The organism is Dietzia maris (assembly GCF_036287335.1).
Lineage (GTDB): Bacteria > Actinomycetota > Actinomycetes > Mycobacteriales > Mycobacteriaceae > Dietzia > Dietzia cinnamea.
In genome coordinates this window covers 1115658-1140422 of record NZ_CP143053.1, presented here as the reverse complement: position 1 = coordinate 1140422, position 24765 = coordinate 1115658, and the positions used below count along the sequence as shown (strand labels likewise).

The 24765-nt window shown below is 70.8% G+C and carries 23 protein-coding genes and 1 tRNA gene; 5 read left to right on the top strand and 19 right to left on the bottom strand.

Features of this window, described 5'->3' with window-relative positions:
• Window positions 1–6 precede the first annotated feature (6 nt).
• The 7 genes from VYL96_RS05205 to clpS all read right to left on the bottom strand — a co-directional run bounded on the left by VYL96_RS05205 (window position 7) and on the right by clpS (window position 4862).
• Window positions 7–693 (bottom strand): non-canonical purine NTP pyrophosphatase, encoded by a 687-nt coding sequence (locus tag VYL96_RS05205; RefSeq protein WP_131884932.1) that lies wholly within the window; start codon window positions 691–693, stop codon window positions 7–9.
• Window positions 694–695: 2 nt separating this feature from the next.
• Window positions 696–1481 (bottom strand): ribonuclease PH, encoded by a 786-nt coding sequence (gene rph, locus VYL96_RS05200; protein WP_131884933.1) that lies wholly within the window; start codon window positions 1479–1481, stop codon window positions 696–698.
• Between the two features lie 46 nt (window positions 1482–1527).
• Complete coding sequence (locus VYL96_RS05195) at window positions 1528–2307, bottom strand: MBL fold metallo-hydrolase (RefSeq protein WP_131884934.1); 780 nt, start codon at window positions 2305–2307, stop codon at window positions 1528–1530.
• Window positions 2308–2380: 73 nt separating this feature from the next.
• Window positions 2381–3196, bottom strand: a complete 816-nt coding sequence (gene murI / locus VYL96_RS05190) for a glutamate racemase (RefSeq protein WP_131884935.1) — start codon at window positions 3194–3196, stop codon at window positions 2381–2383.
• On the bottom strand, window positions 3193–3882 hold the full coding sequence (locus VYL96_RS05185) for a rhomboid family intramembrane serine protease (RefSeq protein WP_131884936.1): 690 nt from the start codon (window positions 3880–3882) through the stop codon (window positions 3193–3195). The genes murI and VYL96_RS05185 overlap by 4 nt, the downstream gene beginning before the upstream one ends.
• Window positions 3883–3892: 10 nt before the next feature.
• Window positions 3893–4513, bottom strand: a complete 621-nt coding sequence (locus VYL96_RS05180; RefSeq protein WP_131884937.1) for a DUF2017 domain-containing protein — start codon at window positions 4511–4513, stop codon at window positions 3893–3895.
• Window positions 4514–4517: 4 nt separating this feature from the next.
• Window positions 4518–4862, bottom strand: coding sequence for an ATP-dependent Clp protease adapter ClpS (gene clpS / locus VYL96_RS05175; RefSeq protein WP_131884938.1), 345 nt, complete (start codon window positions 4860–4862; stop codon window positions 4518–4520).
• Window positions 4863–4915: 53 nt separating this feature from the next.
• Between clpS and VYL96_RS05170 the strand changes: the two genes are divergently transcribed.
• Together VYL96_RS05170 and VYL96_RS05165 are read left to right on the top strand one after the other, a co-directional pair.
• Window positions 4916–6274 (top strand): nicotinate phosphoribosyltransferase, encoded by a 1359-nt coding sequence (locus tag VYL96_RS05170; RefSeq protein ID WP_131884939.1) that lies wholly within the window; start codon window positions 4916–4918, stop codon window positions 6272–6274.
• Between the two features lie 33 nt (window positions 6275–6307).
• Window positions 6308–8416 (top strand): ATP-dependent DNA helicase, encoded by a 2109-nt coding sequence (locus VYL96_RS05165; RefSeq protein WP_131884940.1) that lies wholly within the window; start codon window positions 6308–6310, stop codon window positions 8414–8416.
• Between the two features lie 6 nt (window positions 8417–8422).
• On the opposite strand, the gene VYL96_RS05160 is transcribed toward VYL96_RS05165, so the two are convergent.
• Window positions 8423–10135 carry a siderophore-interacting protein gene (locus VYL96_RS05160; protein WP_131884941.1) on the bottom strand — a complete coding sequence of 571 codons (1713 nt, stop codon included), beginning with the start codon at window positions 10133–10135 and terminating at the stop codon, window positions 8423–8425.
• Between the two features lie 214 nt (window positions 10136–10349).
• Here VYL96_RS05160 and VYL96_RS05155 point away from each other — a divergent pair, with 214 nt between their 5' ends.
• Entirely contained in the window at window positions 10350–11114 is a 765-nt protein-coding gene (locus tag VYL96_RS05155) for a helix-turn-helix domain-containing protein (RefSeq protein WP_131884942.1), read from the top strand.
• Here the strand turns inward: VYL96_RS05155 and VYL96_RS05150 are convergent.
• From VYL96_RS05150 to ctaD, 3 genes are all read right to left on the bottom strand, one after another.
• Window positions 11111–11905 carry an aminoacyl-tRNA hydrolase gene (locus VYL96_RS05150; protein WP_131884943.1) on the bottom strand — a complete coding sequence of 265 codons (795 nt, stop codon included), beginning with the start codon at window positions 11903–11905 and terminating at the stop codon, window positions 11111–11113. The genes VYL96_RS05155 and VYL96_RS05150 overlap by 4 nt on opposite strands.
• Window positions 11902–13131: a phosphoserine phosphatase SerB gene (gene serB / locus VYL96_RS05145; RefSeq protein ID WP_131884944.1), complete on the bottom strand. Its 1230-nt coding sequence runs from the start codon at window positions 13129–13131 to the stop codon at window positions 11902–11904. The genes VYL96_RS05150 and serB overlap by 4 nt, the downstream gene beginning before the upstream one ends.
• A gap of 133 nt (window positions 13132–13264) precedes the next feature.
• Complete coding sequence (ctaD, locus tag VYL96_RS05140) at window positions 13265–15025, bottom strand: aa3-type cytochrome oxidase subunit I (RefSeq protein WP_131884945.1); 1761 nt, start codon at window positions 15023–15025, stop codon at window positions 13265–13267.
• A gap of 252 nt (window positions 15026–15277) precedes the next feature.
• Here ctaD and VYL96_RS05135 point away from each other — a divergent pair, with 252 nt between their 5' ends.
• On the top strand, window positions 15278–16414 hold the full coding sequence (locus VYL96_RS05135) for a TroA family protein (protein WP_243699561.1): 1137 nt from the start codon (window positions 15278–15280) through the stop codon (window positions 16412–16414).
• Between the two features lie 124 nt (window positions 16415–16538).
• Here the strand turns inward: VYL96_RS05135 and nrdF are convergent, their stop codons facing one another.
• The 5 genes from nrdF to ykgO form a co-directional block, all read right to left on the bottom strand.
• A complete protein-coding gene (gene nrdF / locus VYL96_RS05130) occupies window positions 16539–17555 on the bottom strand; it encodes a class 1b ribonucleoside-diphosphate reductase subunit beta (protein WP_131884946.1) in 1017 nt (338 codons plus the stop codon).
• 49 nt (window positions 17556–17604) lie between these two features.
• Entirely contained in the window at window positions 17605–19686 is a 2082-nt protein-coding gene (gene nrdE, locus VYL96_RS05125) for a class 1b ribonucleoside-diphosphate reductase subunit alpha (RefSeq protein WP_243699574.1), read from the bottom strand.
• A gap of 68 nt (window positions 19687–19754) precedes the next feature.
• A complete protein-coding gene (gene nrdI, locus VYL96_RS05120; protein WP_007627785.1) occupies window positions 19755–20201 on the bottom strand; it encodes a class Ib ribonucleoside-diphosphate reductase assembly flavoprotein NrdI in 447 nt (148 codons plus the stop codon).
• A 51-nt stretch (window positions 20202–20252) separates the two neighbouring features.
• A complete protein-coding gene (nrdH, locus tag VYL96_RS05115; protein ID WP_109148944.1) occupies window positions 20253–20483 on the bottom strand; it encodes a glutaredoxin-like protein NrdH in 231 nt (76 codons plus the stop codon).
• A 709-nt stretch (window positions 20484–21192) separates the two neighbouring features.
• Entirely contained in the window at window positions 21193–21315 is a 123-nt protein-coding gene (gene ykgO / locus VYL96_RS05110) for a type B 50S ribosomal protein L36 (protein ID WP_007626209.1), read from the bottom strand.
• Between the two features lie 213 nt (window positions 21316–21528).
• On the opposite strand from ykgO, the gene nadE reads away from it, so the two are divergent.
• On the top strand, window positions 21529–22395 hold the full coding sequence (gene nadE, locus VYL96_RS05105) for an NAD(+) synthase (RefSeq protein WP_007626208.1): 867 nt from the start codon (window positions 21529–21531) through the stop codon (window positions 22393–22395).
• Between the two features lie 22 nt (window positions 22396–22417).
• On the opposite strand, the gene VYL96_RS05100 is transcribed toward nadE, so the two are convergent.
• The 3 genes from VYL96_RS05100 to VYL96_RS05090 all read right to left on the bottom strand — a co-directional run bounded on the left by VYL96_RS05100 (window position 22418) and on the right by VYL96_RS05090 (window position 24570).
• Entirely contained in the window at window positions 22418–23512 is a 1095-nt protein-coding gene (locus tag VYL96_RS05100; RefSeq protein ID WP_007626201.1) for a serine hydrolase domain-containing protein, read from the bottom strand.
• A 95-nt stretch (window positions 23513–23607) separates the two neighbouring features.
• Window positions 23608–23680 (bottom strand) — tRNA-Ala (locus tag VYL96_RS05095).
• A gap of 152 nt (window positions 23681–23832) precedes the next feature.
• Window positions 23833–24570 carry a DsbA family protein gene (locus tag VYL96_RS05090; protein WP_007626199.1) on the bottom strand — a complete coding sequence of 246 codons (738 nt, stop codon included), beginning with the start codon at window positions 24568–24570 and terminating at the stop codon, window positions 23833–23835.
• Window positions 24571–24765: the final 195 nt, after the last annotated feature.

Here is a 24765-nt window from a genome sequence, read left to right as displayed (position 1 = left end):
CCCCGCTCAGCCCTCGGCGCGCGCGGCGAGCACCCGCAGCGCCGGCGCCAGCGCACGCAGCGCCCGGCCGCGGTGCGAGGCGGCGTCCTTCTCCTGCGGGCTGAGCTCGGCCGCCGACCGGTCGGAGCCCTCGGGCAGGAACAGCGGGTCGTAGCCGAACCCGCCCTCCCCGCGCGGCTCGCGGAGCACGCGTCCGGGCCAGCGACCCTCCTGCACGACCTCACCCTGCAGGCCCTCGTCGGTGCCCTCCCCGTGCACCCGCGGGTCCCGTGCGGCCCGGGCGACTCCGGGCACGCCCGGCCCGACCAGCGCGCACGCCGAGACGAACGCCGCGCCCCGCCGCTCGTCCGGGACGTCCGACAGCTGGGCGAGCAGCAGGGCGTTGTTCGCGGCGTCGTCGCCGTGACGGCCGGCCCAGCGCGCCGAGAGCACGCCCGGCATCCCGTTGAGCGCGTCCACGGCCAGGCCCGAGTCGTCCGCCAGGCACGGCAGCCCGGTCGCCAGCGCCCCGGCGCGCGCCTTGATCAGGGCGTTCTCGGCGAACGTGGCGCCGGTCTCGGGCTCCTCCGGGAACTCCGGCACCTCGTCCAGCCCCACCGGCTCGATGCCGAGGACCCCCTCGGACTCGAGCACCCGGCGCAGCTCGGTCAGCTTCTTGGCGTTGCGGCTGGCGACCAGCAGACGGACGGCCACGGCTACCGCCCCCGGTTCCGCGCGGCGGGCGGGCTGGGCAGCTCGCCCGGGTACGGCGCGGCGAGCGCCTCGCGCTGCAGCGCGAACAGTCGCTCGCAGCCGGCCTGCGCCGAGTCGAGCATCGCGTCCAGCACGTCGCGGCCGAACGCGGCGCCCTCGGCCGTGCCCTGTACCTCGATGAGCTTGCCGCCGTCCGTGCACACCACGTTCATGTCCACCTCGGCGCGCGAATCCTCCTCGTACGGCAGGTCGCACAGCACGTGTCCGTCGACCACGCCGACGCTCACCGCGGCGACCGCCCCGGTGAGCGGGTTACCGGTGACCGCGCCGGAGGACTGCAGCCACGTGATCGCGTCGGCCAGCGCCACGTACGCACCGGTGATCGCCGCGGTGCGCGTGCCGCCGTCGGCCTGGAGCACGTCGCAGTCCAGCGCGATGGTGTTCTCCCCCAGCGCGGACAGGTCGATGCACGCGCGCAGCGAGCGGCCGACGAGGCGGCTGATCTCGTGGGTGCGACCACCGACCTTGCCGCGCACGGACTCGCGGCCCGACCGCTCGTGGGTCGCCGCCGGCAGCATCGCGTACTCGGCCGTCAGCCAGCCCAGCCCCGATCCCTTACGCCAGCGCGGCACGCCCTCGGTGACGCTGGCCGTGCACATGACGCGGGTCTGCCCGAAGGTGACGAGCACCGACCCCGCCGGATGCGAGGTGAAACCCCGCGTGATGGTCACGTCGCGCAGCTCGTCGACGCCGCGCCCGTCTGCCCTGCTGAAGTCTGAAGAGGTCACGACCGCCGATCCTAGCGGGCGCTCCCCTGGGCGGTGATCCGCAGATCTAGACGGTGATCCGCAGATCCGGCTCCGCGAGCAGGATCTCGCCGTCGAACTCGGCGGCCGCCTCCGCTCGGACCGCCTCGTGGTCGGTCCACGGCGGGATGTGGGTGAGCACCAGGCGACCCACCCCGGCCCGCCGGGCGGTCAGCCCCGCCTCGGAGCCCGACATGTGGATGCCGGGCGGGCGCCCCTCCTCGTGCGTCCAGGACGCCTCACAGAGCAGGACGTCCGCGCCGACCGCGAGCTCGACCAGGGCATCGCAGTACGCAGTGTCCCCGCTGTACGCCAACACTCTCCCGTCACCGGACTCCAGGCGGAGGCCGTACGACTCCGGCGGATGCTCCACCCTCTCGGCCCGCACATGCAGGGCCACCTCGTCGTCGTCGCTCCTCATCGCCACCTCGGGCGTGACGTCCCACGTCGACACGTCGAACGTGTCCGACAGGTCGTCGACCGCTCCCGGCTCCTCCGCCGACGCGACCCCGATCCGGTAGGCCGTCCCCGACGGCCCCACCAGCGGCACCCGGCCCGCGCCCCGCGCGCCGGGGCCGAAACGCCGCAACACCAACAGGCTAGGCACGTCCAGACAGTGATCCGCGTGCAGATGCGACAGAAGGATCGTCGCGTCCTCGGGCGCGACGTGCCGCTGCAACGCGCCGAGCACCCCGGGCCCCATGTCGATCACCACGGGCGCCAGACCGTCGACCTCCACGAGGTACCCGGAGGCCGGCGACGTGGGTCCGCCGATACTTCCCGAGCAGCCGAGGACAGTCAGAAACATGGGCACTATCGTGCCACGCCCCGCCGCGTGTCGTGGTGATCGTGACCGCGCGCGCGCCGCGCGTGACAGCGCCTCACCGGACGTCCGTCCGGCCCACCGCCACCAGCCCCGGCCCCAGGAACCGCGACGCCACCCGCCGGAACGCGTCCGGGTCGCCCGTGACGAGGTACTCGCGCGTCGGCGGGTCCGCCCGGTCGTGCGGCCGCAACAGATCCTCCGCCGTGAGCACCCGCAGCACGTCCTTTGCCGTCTCCTCCGCGCTCGAGACCAATGTGACGTGATCGCCCGCCGCGAGCTGCACCACCCCGGACAGCAACGGGTAGTGCGTGCAGCCCAACACCAGGGTGTCGACGTCGGCGTCCCGGATCGGGGCGAGATAGGCCTCCGCCAACCCGAGCACCTGACGGCCGCTGGTGATGCCGCGCTCGACGAACTCCACGAACTTGGGGCACGCCACCGACGTCAGCTCGACCCCGGCGGCCGCCGCCACCGCGTCGTCGTACGCCCGCGACGCCACTGTCGCCCGGGTCGCGATGACCCCGATCCGGCCCGACCGCGTGGTGGCGACCGCGCGTCGCGCCGCGGGCTGGATGACCTCCACCACCGGCACCGGATATCGCTCCCGCGCGTCCCGCAGCATCGCCGCCGACGCGGTGTTGCACGCGATCACCAGCGCCTTGACGCCGCGGTCGACGAGCTGGTCCGCCACCGCGAGCGCGTGCGCGCGGACCTGCGCCAGCGGCAGCGGCCCGTACGGCCCGTTGGCGGTGTCCCCGACGTAGACCACCGACTCGTCGGGGAGCTGGTCCACGATCGCCCGGGCGACCGTCAGCCCCCCGGCGCCGGAGTCGAACACGCCGATGGGGGCCCGCGGATCGGGGCGCGTCACCTCCGCGGTCCGGCGGGACGCCCCGCCCGGCCGGCGGTGAGGCGACGTGCCCCGCGGTCACGGTCGCGCCTGAGGCCGTACGCGGACGCCACGCCGCCGACCGCGCCGCCGAGGTGTCCCTGCCACGACACGCCGTCGAGCATCGGCGACAGTCCCGCCAACGCCTCGAGTCCGTAGTAGAAGCCGATGACCAGGCCGATCACCAGGTGCAGGATCCGCCGGGAGAAGAAGCCGCGGACGATGACGTAGAAGATGTAGCCGAACACGATGCCGGATGCCCCGATGTGGACGGTGCCGGCGCCGCCGAGGAGCCACGACACCACGCCCGAGGCCAGCCACGAGATCAGTGTGACGCTGAGCAGCGGCCGGATTCCCGACAGGGCGATGATCGAGCCCAGCACGAGCAGGGCGATCGAGTTGCCGATGAGGTGCGCCCAGTCACGGTGCAACAGCGGTTGGAACACGATGCCGAGCAGCCCGTCTGTCGACAGCGGCTGCACACCGTAGTCGTCGAGGGTCTGCCGGGGGCCGACGAGCTCCACGATGACCCGGTCCGCGGCCTCCACCACCCACATCAGGGCGACGAACGACCACAACAGGACCAGTGCCGGCCACCGCCGCGGACCCGGGTCCGCCGACCGGGCCGCTCCGGTGCCCGGCCAGGGCGATCTCGGGTCACGGTTCACGGTGTTCTCCTCACTGCCCGTCCAGGGCGGTGCACAGGGAGTCCTGCATGAAGGTCAGCCAGTGGTAGACGTCCAGCTGGGCCGACCGGGGGTCGTCGTCCGGCACGTACTCGGGGATGTCGGTGGCAGGTGTCCCGTCCGTCGAGCCGGCCTCGAGCAGCACGGCCCCCAGGCCCAGGCGCACGTCGTTGAGGCAGCGCATCCACGCCCCCGCCTGGTCGAGGGTGAGCGACACGGTGCCGCCGCGCGAGGGCAGCGAGCGCAGCACCACGCCCGCGCAGTCGAGCTTCGCGTCGATGATGGCCGGCTCGTGGATCATGCGCATACCCGCGTTGTGGGCGCGCGCGACGGCCGCCCGGTCCGCCTCGGACCCGTCCCGGCGATCCGCGGCCTCCGGTCGGTGGAAATCCGGCAGCAACCGCGCGAGCGGCGCCTCGGCCGGGAGCTCGGAGTGCCCGCTGCGCATACCCGTGATCTCCGCCAGTTCGTCCCGCGGCGCCGAGTCACGACGCTGCTCGAGCATGTCCACGATGTTCGACACCAGCGCGTGCAGGATCTGCACCTCGTGGCTCTCCATGACCGACTTGATCCGCGTCCCGCCCAGGGACGACTTCCGCTGCCAGGCCTTCACCGGCTCACGCTTCCCGCTGCATCGTGGCCCACAACCCGGCCTCCTGGAGCTTGCGGACGTCGCTCTCCACCTTGTCGCGGCTACCGGACGAAACCACCGCGCGACCGTCGTTGTGGACCTTGAGCATCAACTCGTGCGCCTTCTCCCGGCTGTAACCGAACACCCGCTGGAACACGAACGTCACGTAGCTCATGAGGTTCACAGGGTCGTCCCACACCACGGTCAACCAGGGATTGTCCACCCCGCCGTCGAGGTCCGCGTCCGTGGTCTCCACGGGCGCGGCCGACGGCATCGCCAACACCGGGGCGGTGCTCCGGACGGCCGCAAGCGGTGTCGTCACAGGGTGCATGGTTCCCAGGATACGGATTCGCGGCGGGTCGGCCACGCCGTAGAGTCGGCCCCGTGACCTCGACGACCTCCTCCCCTGTCACGCCCGGCTCCGGGCGACCGTCCACCGCCCTGCTCACGGACAAATACGAGCTCACCATGATCCAGGCGGCGCTCGCGGACGGCACGGCCGACCGGCCGTGCGTGTTCGAGGTGTTCGCCCGGCGTCTGCCCGCCGGCCGCCGTTACGGCGTGGTCGGCGGCACCGGACGCCTCCTCGAGCGGGTGGCCGACTTCCGGTTCGACGACGAGGAGATCGACGCACTGGCCGACTCGCTCGACGAGCGGACCATCTCCTGGCTGCGGGCCTTCCGCTTCACCGGCGACGTCGACGGCTACCCCGAGGGCGAACTGTTCTTCCCCGGCTCCCCCGTCCTGAGCATCCGGGGCGGCTTCGCCGAGTGCGTGGTGCTGGAGACGCTCGTGCTGTCCGTGCTCAACCACGACAGCGCCATCGCCTCGGCCGCGGCGCGGATGAACTGGGCCGCGGACGGCCGGCCCATCATCGAGATGGGCTCGAGGCGAACCCACGAGGAGGCCGCGGTGGCCGCGGCCCGCGCCGCCTACCTCGCCGGCTTCGACGCCACCTCCAACGTCGAGGCGACCCGACGCCACGGGGTGCCGTCGGCCGGCACCTCGGCCCACTCGTTCACCCTGCTGCACACCGGCCCCGACGGTCCCGACGAGGCGGCGGCGTTCCGGTCCCAGGTCCGCGCGCTCGGCGTCGGCACCACGCTCCTCGTGGACACCTACGACATCACGGCCGGGGTCGAGACCGCGATCGAGGTGGCCGGGCCCGAGCTCGGCGGCGTCCGTATCGACTCCGGGGACCTGGGCGTCCTCGCCCGGCAGGTCCGCGACCAGCTCGACTCGCTGGGCGCCTACAACACCCGGATCGTCGTCTCCGGGGACCTCGACGAGTACGCGATCGCAGCGCTGCGCGCCGAGCCCGTCGACGTCTACGGGGTCGGGACCAGGCTCGTCACCGGCTCGGGCGCCCCCACGGCGGGGATGGTCTACAAGCTCGTCGAGGTCGACGGGATGCCCGTGGCCAAGCGGTCCGCGCACAAGGAGTCGCTTCCCGGGGCCAAGCGCGCGATCCGCCTCCACCGGCGCACCGGCACCGCGGTCGAGGAGGTGCTCCTGCCGTTCTCCGCGGAGGCCCCCGAGGAGAACGGGCTGGAGCAGCGCGAACTCATGATCCCGTTGATCCGGGGCGGCGAGATCGTGTCCGGACTGCCGACCCTGGAGGAGTCGCGCGCCCATCACGCGTCGGTCATGGTCTCGCTGCCGTGGGAGGGGCTCGCCCTGAGCGAGGGCGACCCCGCGATCCCCGTGCGGGTCGTGCCGCCGGGGGCACTGCCCGGCGCCTGACCCGGTGTCCGGGCGGGCCGCTAGGGTAGCCGCGTGACCGACTCGCTCCCCTCTGTCTCCGACCTGCTCGCCACCGCGGTCGAGAGCCTGGGTGGCAGCGAGCGGACGGGGCAGCTCGCGATGGCGGAAGCCGTCGGCAACGCGTTGTCCACCGGCGAGCACCTCGCCGTCCAGGCCGGCACCGGCACCGGCAAGTCCCTCGCCTACCTGGTGCCCTCCCTCCGCCACGCGGTCGCCACCGGCGGCACCGTGGTGGTCTCCACGGCGACCATCGCGCTGCAGAACCAGCTGGTCGACCGGGACCTGCCCCGCCTGGCCGCCGCGCTCCGCCCCGAGCTGGGTGTGAGCCCGTCCCACGCGATCCTCAAGGGCCGCGGCAACTACCTGTGCCTGCACCGGGTGAGCACCGGTCCGGTCGACGAGGCCGACCCGGAGGAGATCGAGACCGAGGAGCTGTTCGACCTCCCGATCGGCGGCGAGTCCACCACCGCGCGCACCCCCCGACAGGCCTCCACGCGCGACACCGGACCCAGCTCCTGGCTCGGACGCGAGATCGCGCGGCTCCACGACTGGGCCCAGGAGACCGACACCGGTGACCGCGACGACCTCCCCCGCGGCGTCTCCGACGCGGCGTGGCGGCAGGTGTCGGTGACGAGCCGGGAGTGCCTCGGGCAGGTCTGCCCCGAGTTCACCGAGTGCTTTGCGGAACTGGCACGTCAGAAGGCCGGCCAGGCCGATGTCGTGGTGACCAACCACGCCCTGCTCGCGATCGACGCGATGACGGACGTGTCGGTCCTGCCCGAGCACGACGCCGTGGTGATCGACGAGGCGCACGAGCTCGCGGACCGGGTCACGGGCGTGACCACCGCGGAGCTCACCGGCGCCGCTGTCATCCAGGCCGCGCGCCGGGCGGCCAAGCTCGTGGATCAGCAGACCGCGGACCGCATGGTCGCCGCCGGCGAGGGCCTGGCGACCCTGCTCGAGATCTGCCCCGAGGGGCGCTGGGACCTCCTGCCCGAGGGAGCCGACCTCGCCCTGGCCGCCGTGCGCCACACCGCCGAGAACTGCCGCAGCGCCGTGCCTGGCCCCAAGCCCGGGGAGGTCGCCAACGACCCGCAGGGGGCCTCCGACCGGCAGAAGACCCTCGCCGCGCTCGACGAGATCGCCGACGCGGCCGACCGGATGCTGTCCTCCTACGAGAAGCCGGTCACCGAGCGCGTCGAGATCGTGTGGATGAGCGTCGAGGACCGTCGCGGTCGGATCCTGCGGGTGGCGCCCCTCTCGGTCGCCGGGCTGCTGCGCGCCCGGTTGTTCGCCGAGTCGACCGTCATCCTCACCTCCGCCACGCTCACCACCGGGGGGAGGTTCGACGGACTCGCCGCCACCTGGGGCCTGCCGCCGGCGTCGTCCGCGCGCCCGGACACCGCGAGCGCCGTCGCGCTCGAACCGCCGTCCGACGACGACGCGAGCTCCCTGCGCTGGACCGGCCTCGACGCGGGCTCACCGTTCGACTACCGCCGCAACGGCATCCTCTACGTGGCCTCGCACCTGCCCGCGCCAGGTCGGGACGGGACCTCACCGGCCGCCGAGGACGAGCTGGTGGACCTCATCACCGCCGCCGGCGGCCGCACGCTCGGCCTGTTCTCCTCGATGCGCGCGGCCAAGGCCGCGGCCGAGCTCCTGCGCGAGCGCCTGGACACCCCGGTGCTGTGTCAGGGCGAGGACTCGACGGCCAACCTCGTCGCGCAGTTCGCCGACGACGAGGAGACGACCCTCGTGGGGACCCTCTCGTTGTGGCAGGGGGTCGACGTCCCGGGGCGGACCCTGTCCCTCGTCGTGATCGACCGCATCCCGTTCCCCCGGCCGGACGATCCACTGCTCTCCGCGCGACAGCGTGCGGTGGGGGCCCGCGGGGGCAACGGCTTCCTCGCCGTCGCCGGCAACCACGCCGCCCTCCTGCTCGCCCAGGGCGTCGGCCGCCTGCTCCGACGCACCGATGACCGCGGCGTGGTCGCCGTGCTCGACTCCCGCCTGGTGACCGCGCGGTACGGCGGCTACCTACGCGCCTCGCTGCCGCCGTTCTGGCAGACCACCGACCGCGACGTCGTGATCGGCGCGCTGGAGCGCCTGCGTAACGCCTGACGCACGTCAGGTGGCCGGGCCGGGCCCGGCCGCGAGTGCGAACTCGGCCGCGACGACCCCCCAGCCGATGCCGCGGTGCGAGATGCTCGTCCACCCGCCCGCCGCCGCCAGCTCGGCCACGCGCTCCGGCGACCGCGGTGCGGCCGCCGTGACCGCGAACTGCAGGACGGTCTCTTCCGCCGCGGCCGGGGAGAGCCCGTCGGGAGCGCTCGCGTCGATCACGACCAGCCGCGGGGCCAGGTCCGCCAGGCCACGGAGATGGGCGCACGCCGCGTCGTCATCGAGATGCCCGAGCAGCATTGCCGACACGGCGACGGTCGCCCGGCCCCCGCCGCCCCCGGCACCGTCCCCCACCGACCCGGCACGCACCGTCGTGAGCCCGTGTCGGCGGGCGAGGTCCTCGACCAGACGCGCCCCCGGCCCCACGACCACGACGTCCCCGGTCCCGAGGGACCGCAGGACACGCACGAGACCGTGCTGCAGGTACACCAGCGACCCGGACTCATGGGCGAGATGATCCGCGAGCTCGGGATCCCTGCGCAGTGAGTCCGCGAACGCCTCCCCGTGCGCGATCTCCCACGCCGACGTGCCCGTACGCAGAGACCGACCGAGGTGCTGCAGGGCGAGCGCGCGGTCGGCCTCGGGTCCGGCGAACTCCTCCCTCGCGTGCGGGTCGTCGAGCAGGTCCTCCGCGGCACCCGAGAGCGCCCACCTCCCGTCGGACCCGGGCTCGAGCAGGGCGAGGGAGGCCAGTCCGCCCAGAAGCGGCCCGAGCTCCCCCACGGCGCCGATCCGCTCACCCAGCTCCGCGGCCGACAGTGCACCCCCGCGCACCGCCTCGAACAGGCCCAGCTCCAGCGCCGCCCGGACCATGAACCACCCGACCGGGACGCCGGGCAGCGCGGGACCCGGGGACCCCGCGGCGTCCTCGTCCGTGTGCCAGTACCCCGTGATGCTCCGGTGCCCACGCCCCACCGTGGGGCCGATCCGTCGACGCAGGGCGAGGAGCGCCCGGGATTCCCCGGCGGCCCACACGAACGGGCGGTCGCCCAGGTCCTCCGCCGCGCTGATCCTGTCGAACAGTGCCGCGTAGGTGTCCGCCCCGGCCACCCCCGGCCGCTCGAGCGTGACACTCGTCGCGGACCCGGCGGGCAGGTCACGGGGCGCGTCATCGCCGACCACCACGGCGACGTGCACCGGCACCGGCACGGTGACCTCGGTGAGGAACCTCCGGATCGCGGGGATCGCCGTGTCGTCCCCCAGGAGCACGATCGCGGTCACGTCGTCCGGGAGGACCATCGAGGACTTCGGCCCGGCGAAGCTCAACGTGTCCCCCGGCTCCGCCGCGGTCGCCCAGCGGGCGGCCGGCCCGTCCCCGTGGAGCACGAAGTCGATAGAGAACGCACCGGTCACCGGGTCCACGTCATGCGGGGTGTAGTCCCGGGTCAGACGATGCTCCGACGGCGTCCACTCGATCCCGTCGGGATGCTGGCGCGGCAACGCCGCCGCGACGTCACCGTCCGCGGCGAGGATGATCTTGACGTGGTCGTCGAAACCCGGCGCCGCGAAACCCGGGTGCTCCAGGCCGTCGCGCGTGAACGGCCGCAACTGCTCGCCACCCAGACGGACCCGACGGACGCGCCCCGGCAGGGTCTGCACGTCCGTCACCACGGCGGTGCGGACCACCAACGGGTGGACGAGGAGGTCGGGCCGGCTCATCGGCGGCCCGCCCCGCGAGGTCGCCCAGCAGGGGTCGTACGGATCATCGGTCCTCCGGCTTCGAGTCAGTGAGGTGAGCCTAACCACCAGGCACTCGATGAAGGGTAGAGGCAGGGCGCGGGCGAGAGCTCGCCGGAGGCGACACGGCTATGATCCGGATGCGACATGTTCTCCTGCCCGGGCTCTCGTCCCGCGGCCGCCTCCGAGGAGCCCGATGGGATTTCGCCGCGAGCTCGCCGATGCCGTCCCCGAGAACCGTGTCCGCTTCGTCGGTCACCCCGAGCACGTCCACGAGGTCCCCCATCTCGTCCACATGGTGATGGGCCGCGGTCACCTCCGCGTCGACGGCGAGTCGATCACCCTCGAGCCGCGCACGTCGGTCCTCCTGGCCCCGCTGGTGCCGCACTCACTCGAGCTGGACGAGCACTCGATCGCGCTCGGCCCCTTCCTCTCCCACCGCGCCAGCCCGGTGGAGCGGGTCCGCAGGCTCGGGGTGGTCCCGGAGATCACGCATCTCATGCTGGCCCGACTCGCGGCCCAGCCGTACACCGATGAGCAGGTCGCGCCGTTCACCGACGGCCTCGAGGAGATCCTCGCCCACCTGCACACCGACGAGTTCGCCGCGCCGCTTCCCGTCCACCCCACGGCCCGGCAGATCGCCGCCGCGGCCACCGGATCGGCCGACACCCTGGCCTCCCTGTGCGCCGGTGCCGGGATCAGCACGCGGCAGGTTCAGCGTCTCTTCCTGGCGGAGACCGGTCTGTCGTTCCACCGCTGGCGCACCCGCCGACGGCTCAACCGTGCCATCCGTTCCCTACGGGGCGGCTCGAGCGCCGAGGGCGCAGCCCGCGCCGCCGGGTACTCGGGTCGCGGGAGCCTGCTGCGGGCGCTGAGCCGGGAGACCGGGGTGCCCGTCGAACTCCTGAGGGACGATCCCCTCGGGCACCTCGCCCACGCGAGACGACCGGCGCCCGTCTAGTCGGGTACGGGCCGGCCGTCGGCGGCGATGACGGTCAGCGACCCCGGAGCCACCTCCGTGTACCCCGCGTCGACCACTGCGGCGACACCCGGCGTACCCGCGGCGACCGTCTCGGACAACGCCCGCCAACGGAGGTGATCGGCCTCGCGGACCGCGATCGGGCACCCGTCGGCGATCCAGCGCTCGAGTCGGCCGCGCGACATCTCGGCGATGAGCAGCATGACCCCGTGGCCCACCTGCGCCGCCGCCTTGCCGACCGACATCTCGAGGGCGCGGTCGATCCACACCACCGGCGTCCCCGGCTCCGGTTTCGGCGGCTCGTCGCGCGCCAGGTCCGTGCCGCCGATCTGCAGCTTCCGCAGCCGCGGGTCCACCTCGTCGACCGGGCCGGGCACGAACGCCCGCGCCGCGCACCCGTCGACCTCACGGGTGATCCCCGGCACCTCGAGCGCGGCCCGCCACTGGGCGCCGCGCGCCCGGCGGGCGATCTTGCGCATCCGGGCGTCGAGCCAGTCGGCGTAGGCCTCGTGCCACGGCCCACCCGGGGCGACACGCTCGTCCAGACAGACCGCCGCGACGGCCCCGGCCACCGCCTCCAGCAGGGATGTGCGGCGCGGGGGCTCGTTCTTGGGCAGGTGGAGCACGATCGGCATCGCCCGCACCGTCGACCGGTCCTCCGGGTCCTCGGCACCACGCGACCCGGCCCGCAGCCGGGAGTGGCACCAGTCGAGCGCGGACCCGGACGCCGCGCGGCCCCCTTCGCCGGCTGCGGCTCCGGGGCCGTCCGTCACGTGAGCGGGACGCGGCGATAGGTCCCCGCCGCCGTGTCCGCGGCCTCGATCTCGTCGCGGGTGATGCCGAGCACGAACAGAACGGTGTCGAGGAACGGCTTCGACAGCGAGGCGTCCGCGACCTCCCGCAGCGCCGGCTTGGCGCAGAACGCGATACCCAGGCCCGCCGTGGTGAGCATGTCGATGTCGTTCGCACCGTCCCCGACGGCGACGGTCTGGCTCAGCGCGATCCCGAGCTCGTCGGCGAACTCCCGGAGGTACTCCGCCTTCGCTTCACGGTCGACGACCTCCCCGACCACCCGCCCGGTGAGCTTCCCGTCGACGATCTCGAGCGTGTTGGCCTTGGCGAAGTCGAGGCCGAGTTCCTCGACGAGACCCGCGATGACCTGGATGAAGCCCCCGGAGACCACTCCGCACCGGATGCCCAGTCGCTTGAGGGTGCGGATGGTGGTGCGGGCGCCGGGCGTGAGGACGATGTTCGCGGCGACTTCGTCGAGGACCGAGGCCGGCAGGCCGGCGAGGGTGGCCACCCGCTCGTGGAGGGACTGCGCGAAGTCGAGTTCACCGCGCATGGCGCGCTCGGTGACCGCGCGGACCTCCTCCTCCTTGCCGGCGTGGGCGGCGAGCATCTCGATGACCTCGCCCTGCACGAGCGTGGAGTCGACGTCGAAGACGACGAGACGCTTCGACCGCCGTCCCAGGCCCGCGCCGTCGACCGAGATGTCGACCCCGTGGGCGTCGGACAGCGGGGCGAGGGCCTCGCGGAGCCGCGCGTCGTCGGCCGCGTCGCGCCGCGCCGTGGACACGTGGAGCTCGATCCCGGTCACGGGATAGTCGGCGATCCCGCGGATCCAGTCGATGTTCGCGCCGATCGAGGCGAGCGCCCCCGCGACGGCCGAGAAGGCCGACGCCGTCACCGGGCTCCCGAGGATCACGACGGCGTGGGTGGACGGCGGGGCCGCGGGCGCGATGTCGTCGAACTGGACCTCGAGGTGCATCCCGAGTTCGTGGATCTGCTCGGTGAGTTCGCGGACCACCGCGACGACGTCGGCGTCACGGTCGACCCGGACCATGAGGCCGAGCGAGAGGTGGCCGTTGACGACGACCTGCTCGACGTCGACGAGGTCGGCGTCGTGGGAGGCGAGGACGGACATGACCCGCGCGGTGACCCCGGGCCGGTCGGGCCCGGTGACGGTGAGGAGGGCCGGGGTGCCGGAGGTGCTCACAAGTGCTCCTGACGGGTGATCGTGGTGGGCGGTGCTGGGGTGGGGCGGGCTGACAAACGGGAACCCCGCCGGTGGACGAGCCAGCCGACGGGGTTCCCGGGACCTGTGCCCGTGGGTGAGTACGGGCGGGTGGTCAGCCCTGCTGCGGAGAGGTCCCGCGCTCCGCGACGTCCTTGACGGAATCCGGATCCTGGGACTTCTTCCGACCGCCGACGTGCGCCTCGGCACGCATGCGCTCGCTCATGTGCGGGTAGTGCAGCTCGAACGCGGGGCGCTCGGAGCGGATGCGGGGCAGCGTCACGAAGTTGTGGCGCGGCGGCGGGCACGAGGTGGCCCACTCCAGGGAGTTGCCCGCGCCCCACGGGTCGTCGACCGTGACGATCTCGCCGTAGCGCCAGCTCTTGATGACGTTCCAGATGAACGGGAGCATCGCGATGCCGAGGATGAACGAGCCGACCGTCGAGATCTGGTTGAGGACGGTGAAGTTGTCCGAGTCCAGGTAGTCGGCGTAACGGCGGGGCATGCCCTGGTTACCCAGCCAGTGCTGGACGAGGAACGTGGTGTGGAAGCCGATGAAGATCAGCCAGAAGTGCAGCTTGCCCAGCCGCTCGTCGTACATCCGGCCCGTCATCTTGGGGAACCAGAAGTACACGCCGGCGAAGGTCGCGAACACGATCGTGCCGAACAGCGTGTAGTGGAAGTGCGCGACGATGAAGTAGGTGTCCGAGATGTGGAAGTCGATTGGGGCCGACGCCATCATGACACCGGTCAGACCACCGAAGAGGAAGGTGATGATGAAGCCGAGGGCGAACATCATCGGGGTCTCGAAGGTGATCTTGCCCCGCCACATCGTGCCGATCCAGTTGAAGAACTTCACGCCGGTCGGAACGGCGATGAGGAACGTCATGAAGGAGAAGAACGGCAGCAGCACGGCGCCGGTGACGAACATGTGGTGCGCCCACACGGCCATCGACAGCGCGGCGATCGCCAGGGTCGCGAAGACCAGGCCGGCGTAGCCGAACAGCGGCTTACGGGAGAACACCGGGAAGACCTCGGACACGATGCCGAAGAACGGCAGCGCGAGGACGTACACCTCGGGGTGACCGAAGAACCAGAACAGGTGCTGCCACAGGATCGCGCCGCCGTTGGCCGGGTCGAAGATCCGGCCGCCGAACGTGCGGTCGTAGAACACGCCCAGGGCCGCTGCGGTGAACAGCGGGAAGATGAGCAGGATGAGCACGGACGCCACGAGGATGTTCCACGTGAAGATCGGCATACGGAACATCGTCATGCCCGGGGCACGGAGACAGATGATCGTGGTGACGAAGTTGACGGCACCGAGGATGGTGCCGATACCGCCGATGCCCACGCCCAGGATCCACAGATCGGCGCCGACGTTAGGCGAGTGGATCTTGTCCGCGAGCGGCATGTACATCGTCCAGCCGAACGACGCCGCACCACCGGGGGTCAGGAAGCCCGACAGCATGATCGTGCCGCCGGCGGCGAACAGCCAGAAGCCGAGCGCGTTGAGACGCGGGAACGCCACGTCCGGGGCGCCGATCTGCAGCGGCATGATGTAGTTCGCGAACCCGACGACGATCGGGGTGCCGTAGAGCAGGAGCATCACCGTGCCGTGCATGGTGAACAGCTGGTTGAACTGCTCGTTCGACAGGAACTGCATGCCCGGGAAGAAGAGCTCCGCCCGGATGAGCAGGGCCATGAGGCCGCCGATGAAGAAGAAGATGAAGCAGAGGACGATGTACATGATGCCGAGCATCTTGTGATCGGTCGTCGTCAGCATCTTCCACACGAACGAGCCCGGCCGGGAGTTGCCGGTGGGTTCACCCGGTGGGTGGTCGAGTTCGTGGACCGGCTTGGGGGCCACTGCGGTCATAAGGGTCCTCCTGAACGCCTCACCCGACGTCGCGGGTCGAACCACCGACCCCACGTCGAACGCATAGGAATAGTGCGTGACCGCAATCCTAACCCTCGGCTGAGAGCGACGCCCATCCGACCCGTCGATCTCGTCACCGGTGCTCACCCCCGTTAACGGCGACACCTGCCGCAGCGCGGAGCGCCCGTCACCGGAGGGCGTCGACCTCGGCGGGAGCGTCCCCGGCGGACCCATCTCCTAGGCTGTTGTCCCATGACCGAAACCGTTCCCGTCCTCCGCCGACGCCCCGGGCGGGGGTATGCGCGGCGTGCCGCCCGGGCCGCCCTGCCGCTCGCGGCCGGTCTGGCGCTCGCCGCGTGCGGCCCCTCCCCCGTCGACATGGTCGAGTACCCCGTGACGACGACGCCGTCACGGATGGCGGGCGAGGAACTGCAACGCTCCGCGGAGCCCGAGGAATCGTGCGCGCCCGCGCCGGCGCCCGCCGAGTTCCCCGGCGCGGGCACCCGCAGGGTCGACTCCACCGGGCCGGGCCCGGACAGTGTGGCGGTCCCGAGATCGCCGGAACGCATCCTCGCCCTCGGTGTGGGGGCCGTGGACACCGCCTGCGCCCTGGGCCTGCAGGACCTCGTCGTCGGCACCGCCGGGCTGCCCCACGACGCCGCCGTCTACCTGCCCGACCCGCTGTTGGCGCTGCCCGCCCTCGACCTCGGGGGCGGGGCCGACGCAGCCGGGATCGCCGATTCCGCGCGCGGCCTCGCACCGGACCTCATCGTGCTGGCGGGGACGGCGGACCTCGATCCCGCGCTCGTCGACGCCCTCTCCGTCGTGGCCCCGACCGTCGTCTACCCGGGCGACGTCCTCGACTGGTCGGAGGCGACTGAGTCCGTGGCGGACGCCTACGGTCGGCCGCGGGCCGGCGGCGACCTCCTACTGGACGTCATCGACCGGGCGCGCTTCACCGAGGGCGCGACGACACCCTCGGACACCTGGGTGTCCCTGGTCTCGGTCGCCGACGGCTCCGGCGAGAGCGCGCGTGTGCAGGATCCGGACACGCTCGGCTCTCTCATGTTGGAGGCCGTGGACGCCGGGCGCCCGCCGGCGCAGCGCACCCGGGCCGGCGAGCGGGTGCCGCCGCTCCCGGAATCCCCCGCCGTGGGTGACGAGCTCGACGGCGACGTGATCTTCGCGGTGGTGGGCGGTCGGCCGGAGTCCGAGGAGGCGGCGCGCGAGGTCTTCACCTCGGATCGGTGGAGGGAGCTGGACGCCGCGGGCGCCAACCGTGTGTTCGTGATGGACAGGGCCGTGTGGGAGGGCGCCGGGCCCGTCGCCGCGAGAGCGGTTCTCGAGGACATCCGGAAGTCGATCAACGGGATCGCCCCGGACGGCTAGAAGCTAGGCCGGCCCCCGGACATGGATACGGCGACGCCGTTCCGCCGGTCGGCGCTCCCCCGACAGCCCGACGCCCCTGCGACCACGGTCGGTCGCAGGGGCGTCGTCGTTCACGGAACCCGGGTCAGAAATCCCAGTCCTCGTCCTCGGTGGCCTCGGCCTTGCCCATCACGTAGGAGCTGCCAGAGCCGGAGAAGAAGTCGTGGTTCTCGTCGGCGTTGGGACTCAGCGCGGACAGGATGGCCGGGTCGACGTCCGTCTCGTCCTTGGGGAACATCCCCTCGTAGCCCATGTTCATGAGCGCCTTGTTGGCGTTGTACCGCAGGAACTTCTTGACGTCCTCGGTCCAGCCGACCGGGTCGTAGAGGTCCTCGGTGTAGTCGGCCTCGTTGTCGTACAGCTCGAACAGCAGCTCGAAGGTGTAGTCCTTGAGCTCGTCCCGCTCGGCCTGGGTGACGTGCTCGAGACCGCGCTGGTACTTGTACCCGATGTAGTACCCGTGTACGGCCTCGTCGCGGATGATGAGCCGGATGACGTCGGCGGTGTTGGTGAGCTTGGCCCGCGAGGACCACCGCATGGGCAGGTAGAAGCCCGAGTAGAACATGAACGACTCGAGCATGACCGAGGCGATCTTCCGCTTGAGCGGGTTGTCCCCGGCGTAGTAGCCGAGGATGATCTTGGCCTTGCGCTGCAGGTACGGGTTCTCCTCGGCCCACCGGAACGCCTCGTCGATCTGCGGCGTGGAGCACAGGGTGGAGAAGATCGTCGAGTAGCTCTTGGCGTGCACCGACTCCATGAAGGCGATGTTCGTGAGAACGGCCTCCTCGTGGGGCGTGGTGGCGTCGGGGATCATGCTGACCGCACCGACCGTGCCCTGGATCGTGTCCAGCAGCGTGAGGCCCGTGAACACACGGGCGGTCATAGTCTGCTCGTACTCGGTCAGCGTCTGCCACGACGGGATGTCGTTGGAGACGGGCACCTTCTCGGGCAGCCAGAAGTTGGTGGTCAGCCGGCCCCAGACCTGGTCGTCGACCTCGTCCGGGATGCGGTTCCAGTTGATGGCCGACACCCGGTCGACGAGCTTGGGCTGGATGCCGGCGGCAGGGCTGTGGGAACCCGGGGCGTGCAGCTCGGCGGTCATCGGTTCTCCTCTGTGAAGCGGGTGGGGGTCGTGGCGCGGCACCGGCGGGTCAGAGCATGCACGAGACGCAGCCCTCGACCTCGGTGCCCTCGAGCGCGAGCTGACGGACCCGGATGTAGTACAGGGTCTTGATGCCCTTGCGCCACGCGTAGATCTGCGCCCGGTTGACCTCGCGGGTGGTGGCGGTGTCCTTGAAGAACAACGTCAACGACAGGCCCTGGTCGACGTGCTGGGTGGCCGCCGCGTAGGTGTCGATGATCTTCTCGTACCCGATCTCGTACGCGTCCTGGTAGTAGTCCAGGTTGTCGTTGGTCAGGTAGGGCGCCGGGTAGTAGACGCGCCCGATCTTGCCCTCCTTGCGGATCTCGATCTTCGACGCCACGGGGTGGATCGACGACGTCGAGTTGTTGATGTAGCTGATCGACCCGGTCGGCGGCACTGCCTGGAGGTTCTGGTTGTAGATGCCGTACTTCTGCACGTCGGCCTTGAGGGCGCGCCAGTCGTCCTGGGTGGGGATGGCGACGCCGGAGTCCGCGAAGAGCTGACGCACCCGCTCGGTGGCCGGCTCCCACGACTGGTCGGTGTACTTGTCGAAGAACTCACCGGAGGCGTACTTGGACTCCGGGAAACCGGCGAACCAGGTTCCACGCTCACGCGCGATCAGGTTGGAGGACCTGAGGGCGTGGTAGAGCACGGTGTAGAAGTAGATGTTCGTGAAGTCGATGCCCTCCTCGGATCCGTAGTGGATCCGCTCGCGCGCGAGGTAGCCGTGCAGGTTCATCTGCCCCAGGCCGATCGCGTGCGACTCGGAGTTGCCGCGCTCGATGGACGGCACCGAGTTGATGTGCGTCTGGTCGGACACCGCGGTCAGGCCACGGATGGCGGTCTCGATGGTCCGGCCGAAGTCGGGCGAGTCCATGGCCTTGGCGATGTTGAGCGAGCCGAGGTTGCAGGAGATGTCCTTACCCACGTGCGAGTAGGTGAGGTCCTCGTTGAACTCCGACGCGGTGGAGACCTGGAGGATCTCCGAGCACAGGTTGGAGTGCGTGATCTTGCCGGCGATCGGGTTGGCCCGGTTCACGGTGTCCTCGTACATGATGTACGGGTAGCCGGACTCGAACTGCAGCTCGGCGACGGTCTGGAAGAAGTGCCGGGCGTTGATCTTGGTCTTCTTGATCCGGCTGTCCTCGACCATCTCGTGGTAGTTCGCCGAGATGTCGACGTCCGCGAAGGGCTTGCCGTAGATCCGCTCGACGTCGTACGGCGAGAACAGGTACATGTCGTCGTTGCGCTTGGCGAGCTCGAACGTGATGTCGGGGATCACGACGCCCAGCGAGAGGGTCTTGATCCGGATCTTCTCGTCCGCGTTCTCGCGCTTGGTGTCCAGGAACTTGAAGATGTCCGGGTGGTGCGCGTGCAGGTACACCGCGCCGGCCCCCTGGCGGGCGCCCAGCTGGTTGGCGTAGGAGAAGGAGTCCTCCAGCAGCTTCATCACGGGGATGACGCCCGAGGACTGGTTCTCGATGTGCTTGATCGGGGCGCCGTGCTCACGGAGGTTGGACAGCAGCAGCGCCACCCCGCCGCCGCGCTTGGACAGCTGCAGGGCGGAGTTGATGCCGCGACCGATGGACTCCATGTTGTCCTCGATACGCAGGAGGAAGCACGAGACGGGTTCGCCGCGCTGCTTCTTCCCGGAGTTGAGGAAGGTCGGGGTGGCCGGCTGGAAGCGGCCGTCGATGATCTCGTCGACCAGCTGCCGGGCGAGGGTCTCGTCGCCGGCGGCAAGGGTGAGCGCCACCATGCAGACGCGGTCCTCGTAGCGCTCGAGGTAGCGCTTCCCGTCGAAGGTCTTCAGGGTGTACGACGTGTAGTACTTGAACGCGCCCAGGAAGGTCGGGAAGCGGAACTTCTTGGCGTAGGCGTGGTCGAAGAGCTCGCGCACGAAGTTGCGCGTGTACTGGTCCAGGACCTCGCGCTCGTAGTAGTCCTTCTCGACGAGGTAGTCGAGCTTCTCGTCGAGGTTGTGGAAGAAGACCGTGTTCTGGTTGACGTGCTGGAGGAAGTACTCCCGCGCCGCCTGACGGTCCTTGTCGAACTGGATGTTCCCGTCCGCGTCGTAGAGGTTGAGCATGGCGTTGAGCGCGTGGTAGTCCAGACGCTGGCCCTCCCCCGCCTCTCCCGCGCTGGCGCTCTCAGGGTTCACGGTTGGTGCTGCCAAAACTCTTCCAATCCCTCTCGGACGCGGATGACGTCCTCGTGTGTGCCCATCAACTCGAAGCGGTAGAGGTACGGGACCCCCAGCTTCTTGGCGATCACGTCGCCGGAGCGACCGAAGTCCGCTCCGAAGTTGGTGTTGCCGCCGGCGATGACTCCCCGGCACAGACTTCTGTTGTGCGCGTTGTTGAGGAACGCGACCACCTGCCGCGGGACCGCGGCCCCGCTCTTACCCGTGATCTCGAGGCTTCCCCCGTAGGTCGGGACGATCAGAACATATGGGTCCGACACGACCGGCATGGGCTCGGTCTTCCGCACGGGTATCCGCACCGCCGGGAGACCGAGCTTGTCGACGAACCGCTTGGTGTACTCCGAGATGTTGGAGAAGTAGACGATCCTCACCGGCTGATCGGCCGGCAGCGGAGCCGCCATCGACGCCCCCTTGTCACAGGAACTCGAAAAGGTGCTGGTGCCCTCGGGCCGTCAGGCCGCCACGGAGGCGAGCGCCTTGATGCGGTCCGGGCGGAAGCCGGACCAGTGGTCGGAACCGGCCACCACGACGGGCGCCTGGAGGTGCCCGAGAGCCATCACGTACTCACGGGCCTCGTCGTCCACCGAGATGTCGATGACCTGGTACTCGATGCCCTGCTTGTCGAGCGCCTTGTAAGTGGCGTTGCACTGGACGCACGCGGGCTTGGTGTAGACGGTGACCATGTGTGTCTGGACCTCTTTCGGCACGGCGCCGGACGGCGCGAGGGGCTCTTCTGGTGATGGCCGTCTCGTCCGGGGTTTCTGGCCCGGACGAAGGGGCGGCCGCGTGTCTGTCGGTGGTCGTGCGCCGAATCGCATGGATGGCATTCATCGGTGCTTCAACACCTCCCAACACTACCCCTAGTGGCGAGAAGGTCAACTGACCACAACATTTTGGTCTTACATCCCTGGAATTCCCAGGTCGTGATCCCGCCTTGTGGGATGCCCCTGCTCAGCGTGGAACCGGGGGCACCGGGGCCCTCAGCGGCGGGCGCACCACCCCATCGTGGCATCCCGGAGCGCGTTCCGAAACACGGTTTCGGCAACCCACAACGCGCCCCCAGAGCCCTCACAACGCGCCCCCGGTTGTCCCCATCCCATCCACAGGTTGCCCACCGTTCCGCCCGGAACCGCACCCCTCGCCGTCACCCCCGCCGACCGGGCGCCGGGGCGCCGCGGGCACCGGACGGGGTGCCCCCGAGACCGCCCGGGGAGGCCGTGGGACGCCGCGGGTGGGCGCGGCCGGCGTCTGCGGGCGGCGGTGCCACTCGCCTCACCGTGTGGCGGCGGGGCACCACTGTCGACGGGGAACGACGGGAACGACGACGAGGGCCCGCCTCCGGCGAACCGGAGGCGGGCCCTCGGGGGGTGCGTGAGTACTCACACGGTCGACTCAGCCCTGGCGGGCCTTGAACCGGGGGTCCTTCTTGTTGATCACGTAGGTCTTGCCGCGACGACGGACAACCTGGGCGCCCGGCTTGTTCTTCAGCGACCGAAGGGACTTGCGGACCTTCATGTGGCGCTCCTTAGGCTCTCGGGGCGGCCGCGATGGCCGCCGACACGACTGGGAATCACTGTGCGACACGTCCGGCCACGGGGTCGGATGTACGACACACAACTGGTCCATCGTAACGGACCACCCGGCAAGAACTCCAACCGACGAGGGACCGCACCACGGACCGCGCACTGATGTCACGTGGACGTCACACGCGGTTCCTAAGCTGAGCGCATGAACCAAACGCCACCCGACTCCAGTGCGCTGCGCGCCTCCATCATCGCCGAACTCGGCGTGCGGCCCGACATCGACCCCGCCGAGGAGGTCGAGACGCGGGTCGCCTTCCTCGTCGACTACCTGCGCTCCACACCCGCCTCCGGCTTCGTCCTGGGGATCAGCGGCGGTCAGGACTCGACGCTCGCGGGGCGACTGTGTCAGCTCGCGGCCGAGCGCCTCCGCGAGGAGGGGATGGAACAGGCCCGGTTCGTCGCGATGCGCCTTCCGTACGGCGTACAGGCCGACGAGGCCGACGCGCAGATCGCACTCGAGTTCATCCGCCCGGACGCGTGCCTGACGGTGGATGTCCGTGCAGCGTCCGACGCCGCCGCCGAGGCCGCCTCCACGGCCCTTGCGGCACTCCCCGACCAGGCGGGTCCGCTCCGGGACTTCGTCCGTGGCAATGTCAAGGCGCGTGAGCGGATGATCGCCCAGTACGCCGTGGCCGGGCAGGTGAACCACCTCGTCGTCGGCACCGATCACGCCGCCGAGGCGGTGACCGGCTTCTTCACAAAGTACGGCGACGGCGGCGTCGACCTGACCCCCCTGACCGGTCTCACCAAGCGCCAGGGCGCCGCGCTCCTGCGCCACCTCGGCGCGCCCGAGTCCACCTGGCGCAAGGTCCCCACCGCCGACCTGGAGGACGACAGGCCCGGCTTACCCGACGAGGTCGCGCTCGGCGTCACCTACGCGCAGATCGACGACTACCTCGAGGGGCGCGAGGGTGTCCCGACCGACGCCGCCGCCCGCATCGAGTCCCTGTTCCTCGGCTCACGGCACAAGCGCACCGCCCCCGCCACGCCGCTCGACACGTGGTGGCGCTGACCGGCTCAGTGCCGCTGATCGCTCAGCCCAGCAGCGACCACACCGTCTCCAGCGCCTCCGCCGTGCCGGGCACGTCGAAGGCCTGCGAGGTGAACACCGCCGCGGACCGGCCGGCACGGCGGTCGACGTAGCCGATCGTGCCCAGTCCCCCGGCCCAGCCCACCGTCCCGTCGGGGCGGACCTCGACCTGGAACCCGTAACCACATCCGGGCTCCAGGAACCCCTCGGCGGAGGCCCGCTGGCGCTCGGTGAGGTGGTCGGAGGTCATCAACCGCGCGCTCTCCGCGCCGATGAGCGGACCGCCGTCGACGAGTACGTCCAGGATCGCCAGGTAGTCGTGCACCGTCCCGGCGAGCCCGCAGGCGAGGGAGTCGAACACCGGCCGGGCCGTGAGCCTGGCCGAGGTGTTCACCGGCGCCACCCGGCCGTCGGGCCCGAGTCCGTACGTGACGACCAGTCGGTCCGGATCGGCCGTGAACCCGGTGTCGGTCAGACCGAGGGGCCCGGTGACGTGTTCGGCGACCAGCTCCCCCACCGACGCGCCTGTGGCGCGGGCGAGAAGGACTCCGAGGATGTCACTGCACGTGTGGTACCACCACCCGCCGCCCGGCTGTCCGGCGAACGGGAGCTCGGCGAGCCTGCGCAGGTACTCCCCCGGCGGGACGGCCGGTGCGTACGGGCCGGGCGCGACCCCTCTGACGGCCATGGCCTCGCCCAGGTCGGGGTTGCGTACCGGCCACCCGACGCCGGCGGTCATCGTGAGCAGGTCCCGGACCGTGACAGGTCTTTCAGCCGGTACCGTCCGGTCCAGCAGCCCGTCGGGTTCGGCCAGCACCCGCGGCCGTGCGAGCTCGGGCAGCTGCGCGTCCACCGGATCGTCGAGGGCGATCACGCCACGCTCCACCAGCCGCATCGTGAGGATGCCCGCGATCGGTTTGGTGTTGGAGGACAGCGGGAACACCGCATCCTCGCGCATTGGGGACCCGCCCATGGACCGCGTACCGCCCGCGGCGAGACGTGTGTGTCCGTCCTGCCGGACGCCGCAGACGTACCCGATCAGTCGGCCGGCGTCGACGAGCTCGTCGAGCACGGCGGCGATCTCCCGCGGCTCCGCCATGTACCGACCCTACGTCCGCACGAACCGCCGCGGAAGACGGCGAAATGACGAGATCCCGGGCGGTCGTCTCCGACCTCCCGGGATCTCGTCCTCGGTGGAGCTAAGGGGACTCGAACCCCTGACCCCCACACTGCCAGTGTGGTGCGCTACCAGCTGCGCCATAGCCCCGTATCCATTTCTCTGCCGTTCCCCTCTCGGTGACCGGCCCGACTTAAGTTACACCACCACGGTCCGGCCTTCCAAATCGGCCCCAGCCCCGCCGGAAAAGGCGAGGCCGGGCACGAAAACGGTGGGCGCGTGGCCCGCGAGACCGCAGAGGATCAGGCGACGATCTCCTGCAGCCAGGCGGCGTTCGCGAGGTCCACGACCTCACCTTCGAACGCGACGGTCGGGGTCGACACGCGATCGGTGATCTCCCGGATGGTCTGCTGGGCGTTGTCCGCACTGTCGGAGGCCTTGTCCATGCCGCCGTTAGTCTCCACGTTGCCGATGCACTCGACCGTGTCCGGGTTCGCACCGGCCTCCTCGGCGATCCCGGCGAGTTCCTGCGCCGAGAGGTCGCCGCCACCCTCGGCGGGCTGCTGGGCGAAGAAGGCGTTCTTGACGTCGAAGAACACGGGCAGGGAGTCCTTCGCCGCGACGCACTGGACGGCCGCCAGGGCGCGCGTGGAGTACTCGCCCGACCCCGACTGGCCGTTGAGGAAGTTGAGGGTGTGGAACTCGACCCGCAGATCCCCGGCCTCGACGGCCTCGGAGATGGACTCGCCGTACTGCGCCTCGAAAGAGCCGCAGGCGGGGCACATGTAGTCCTCCCAGACCTGGATGGTCGGGGCGTCCTGCTGCCCCACGATCACCACGCCGGTGTCCGTGATCTCGATCTGCTCGTCGGCGGTCTCACCGAACGTGATGGGGTTGGCCTCGCCGCCCCTCTGGGCCATCCAGACCACTCCACCGAGGACTACCACCGCGACCGCGATGAGCGCGACGACGGTGATGATCATCCCGTTGTTGGACTTGGTCTGCAGCACTTTGGTGCTCTTGTTGGGCTTGGCGTTCACGTGTCCGCGGGCCTTTCTCTACTGGGAGACCGTCGACCCCTTCCGGGTGACCGGCACTAGGGAAAGGGTACCGAAGCCTTGGTCACCGACCCCCTGGGTGCACGTGCGCCGGCACCGTCAGCGATACAGACGAAGCTCTTGTGGTGTCGAACACGTGGACGTAGACTAGAACACGTATTCGAGACAAGTCGCGGC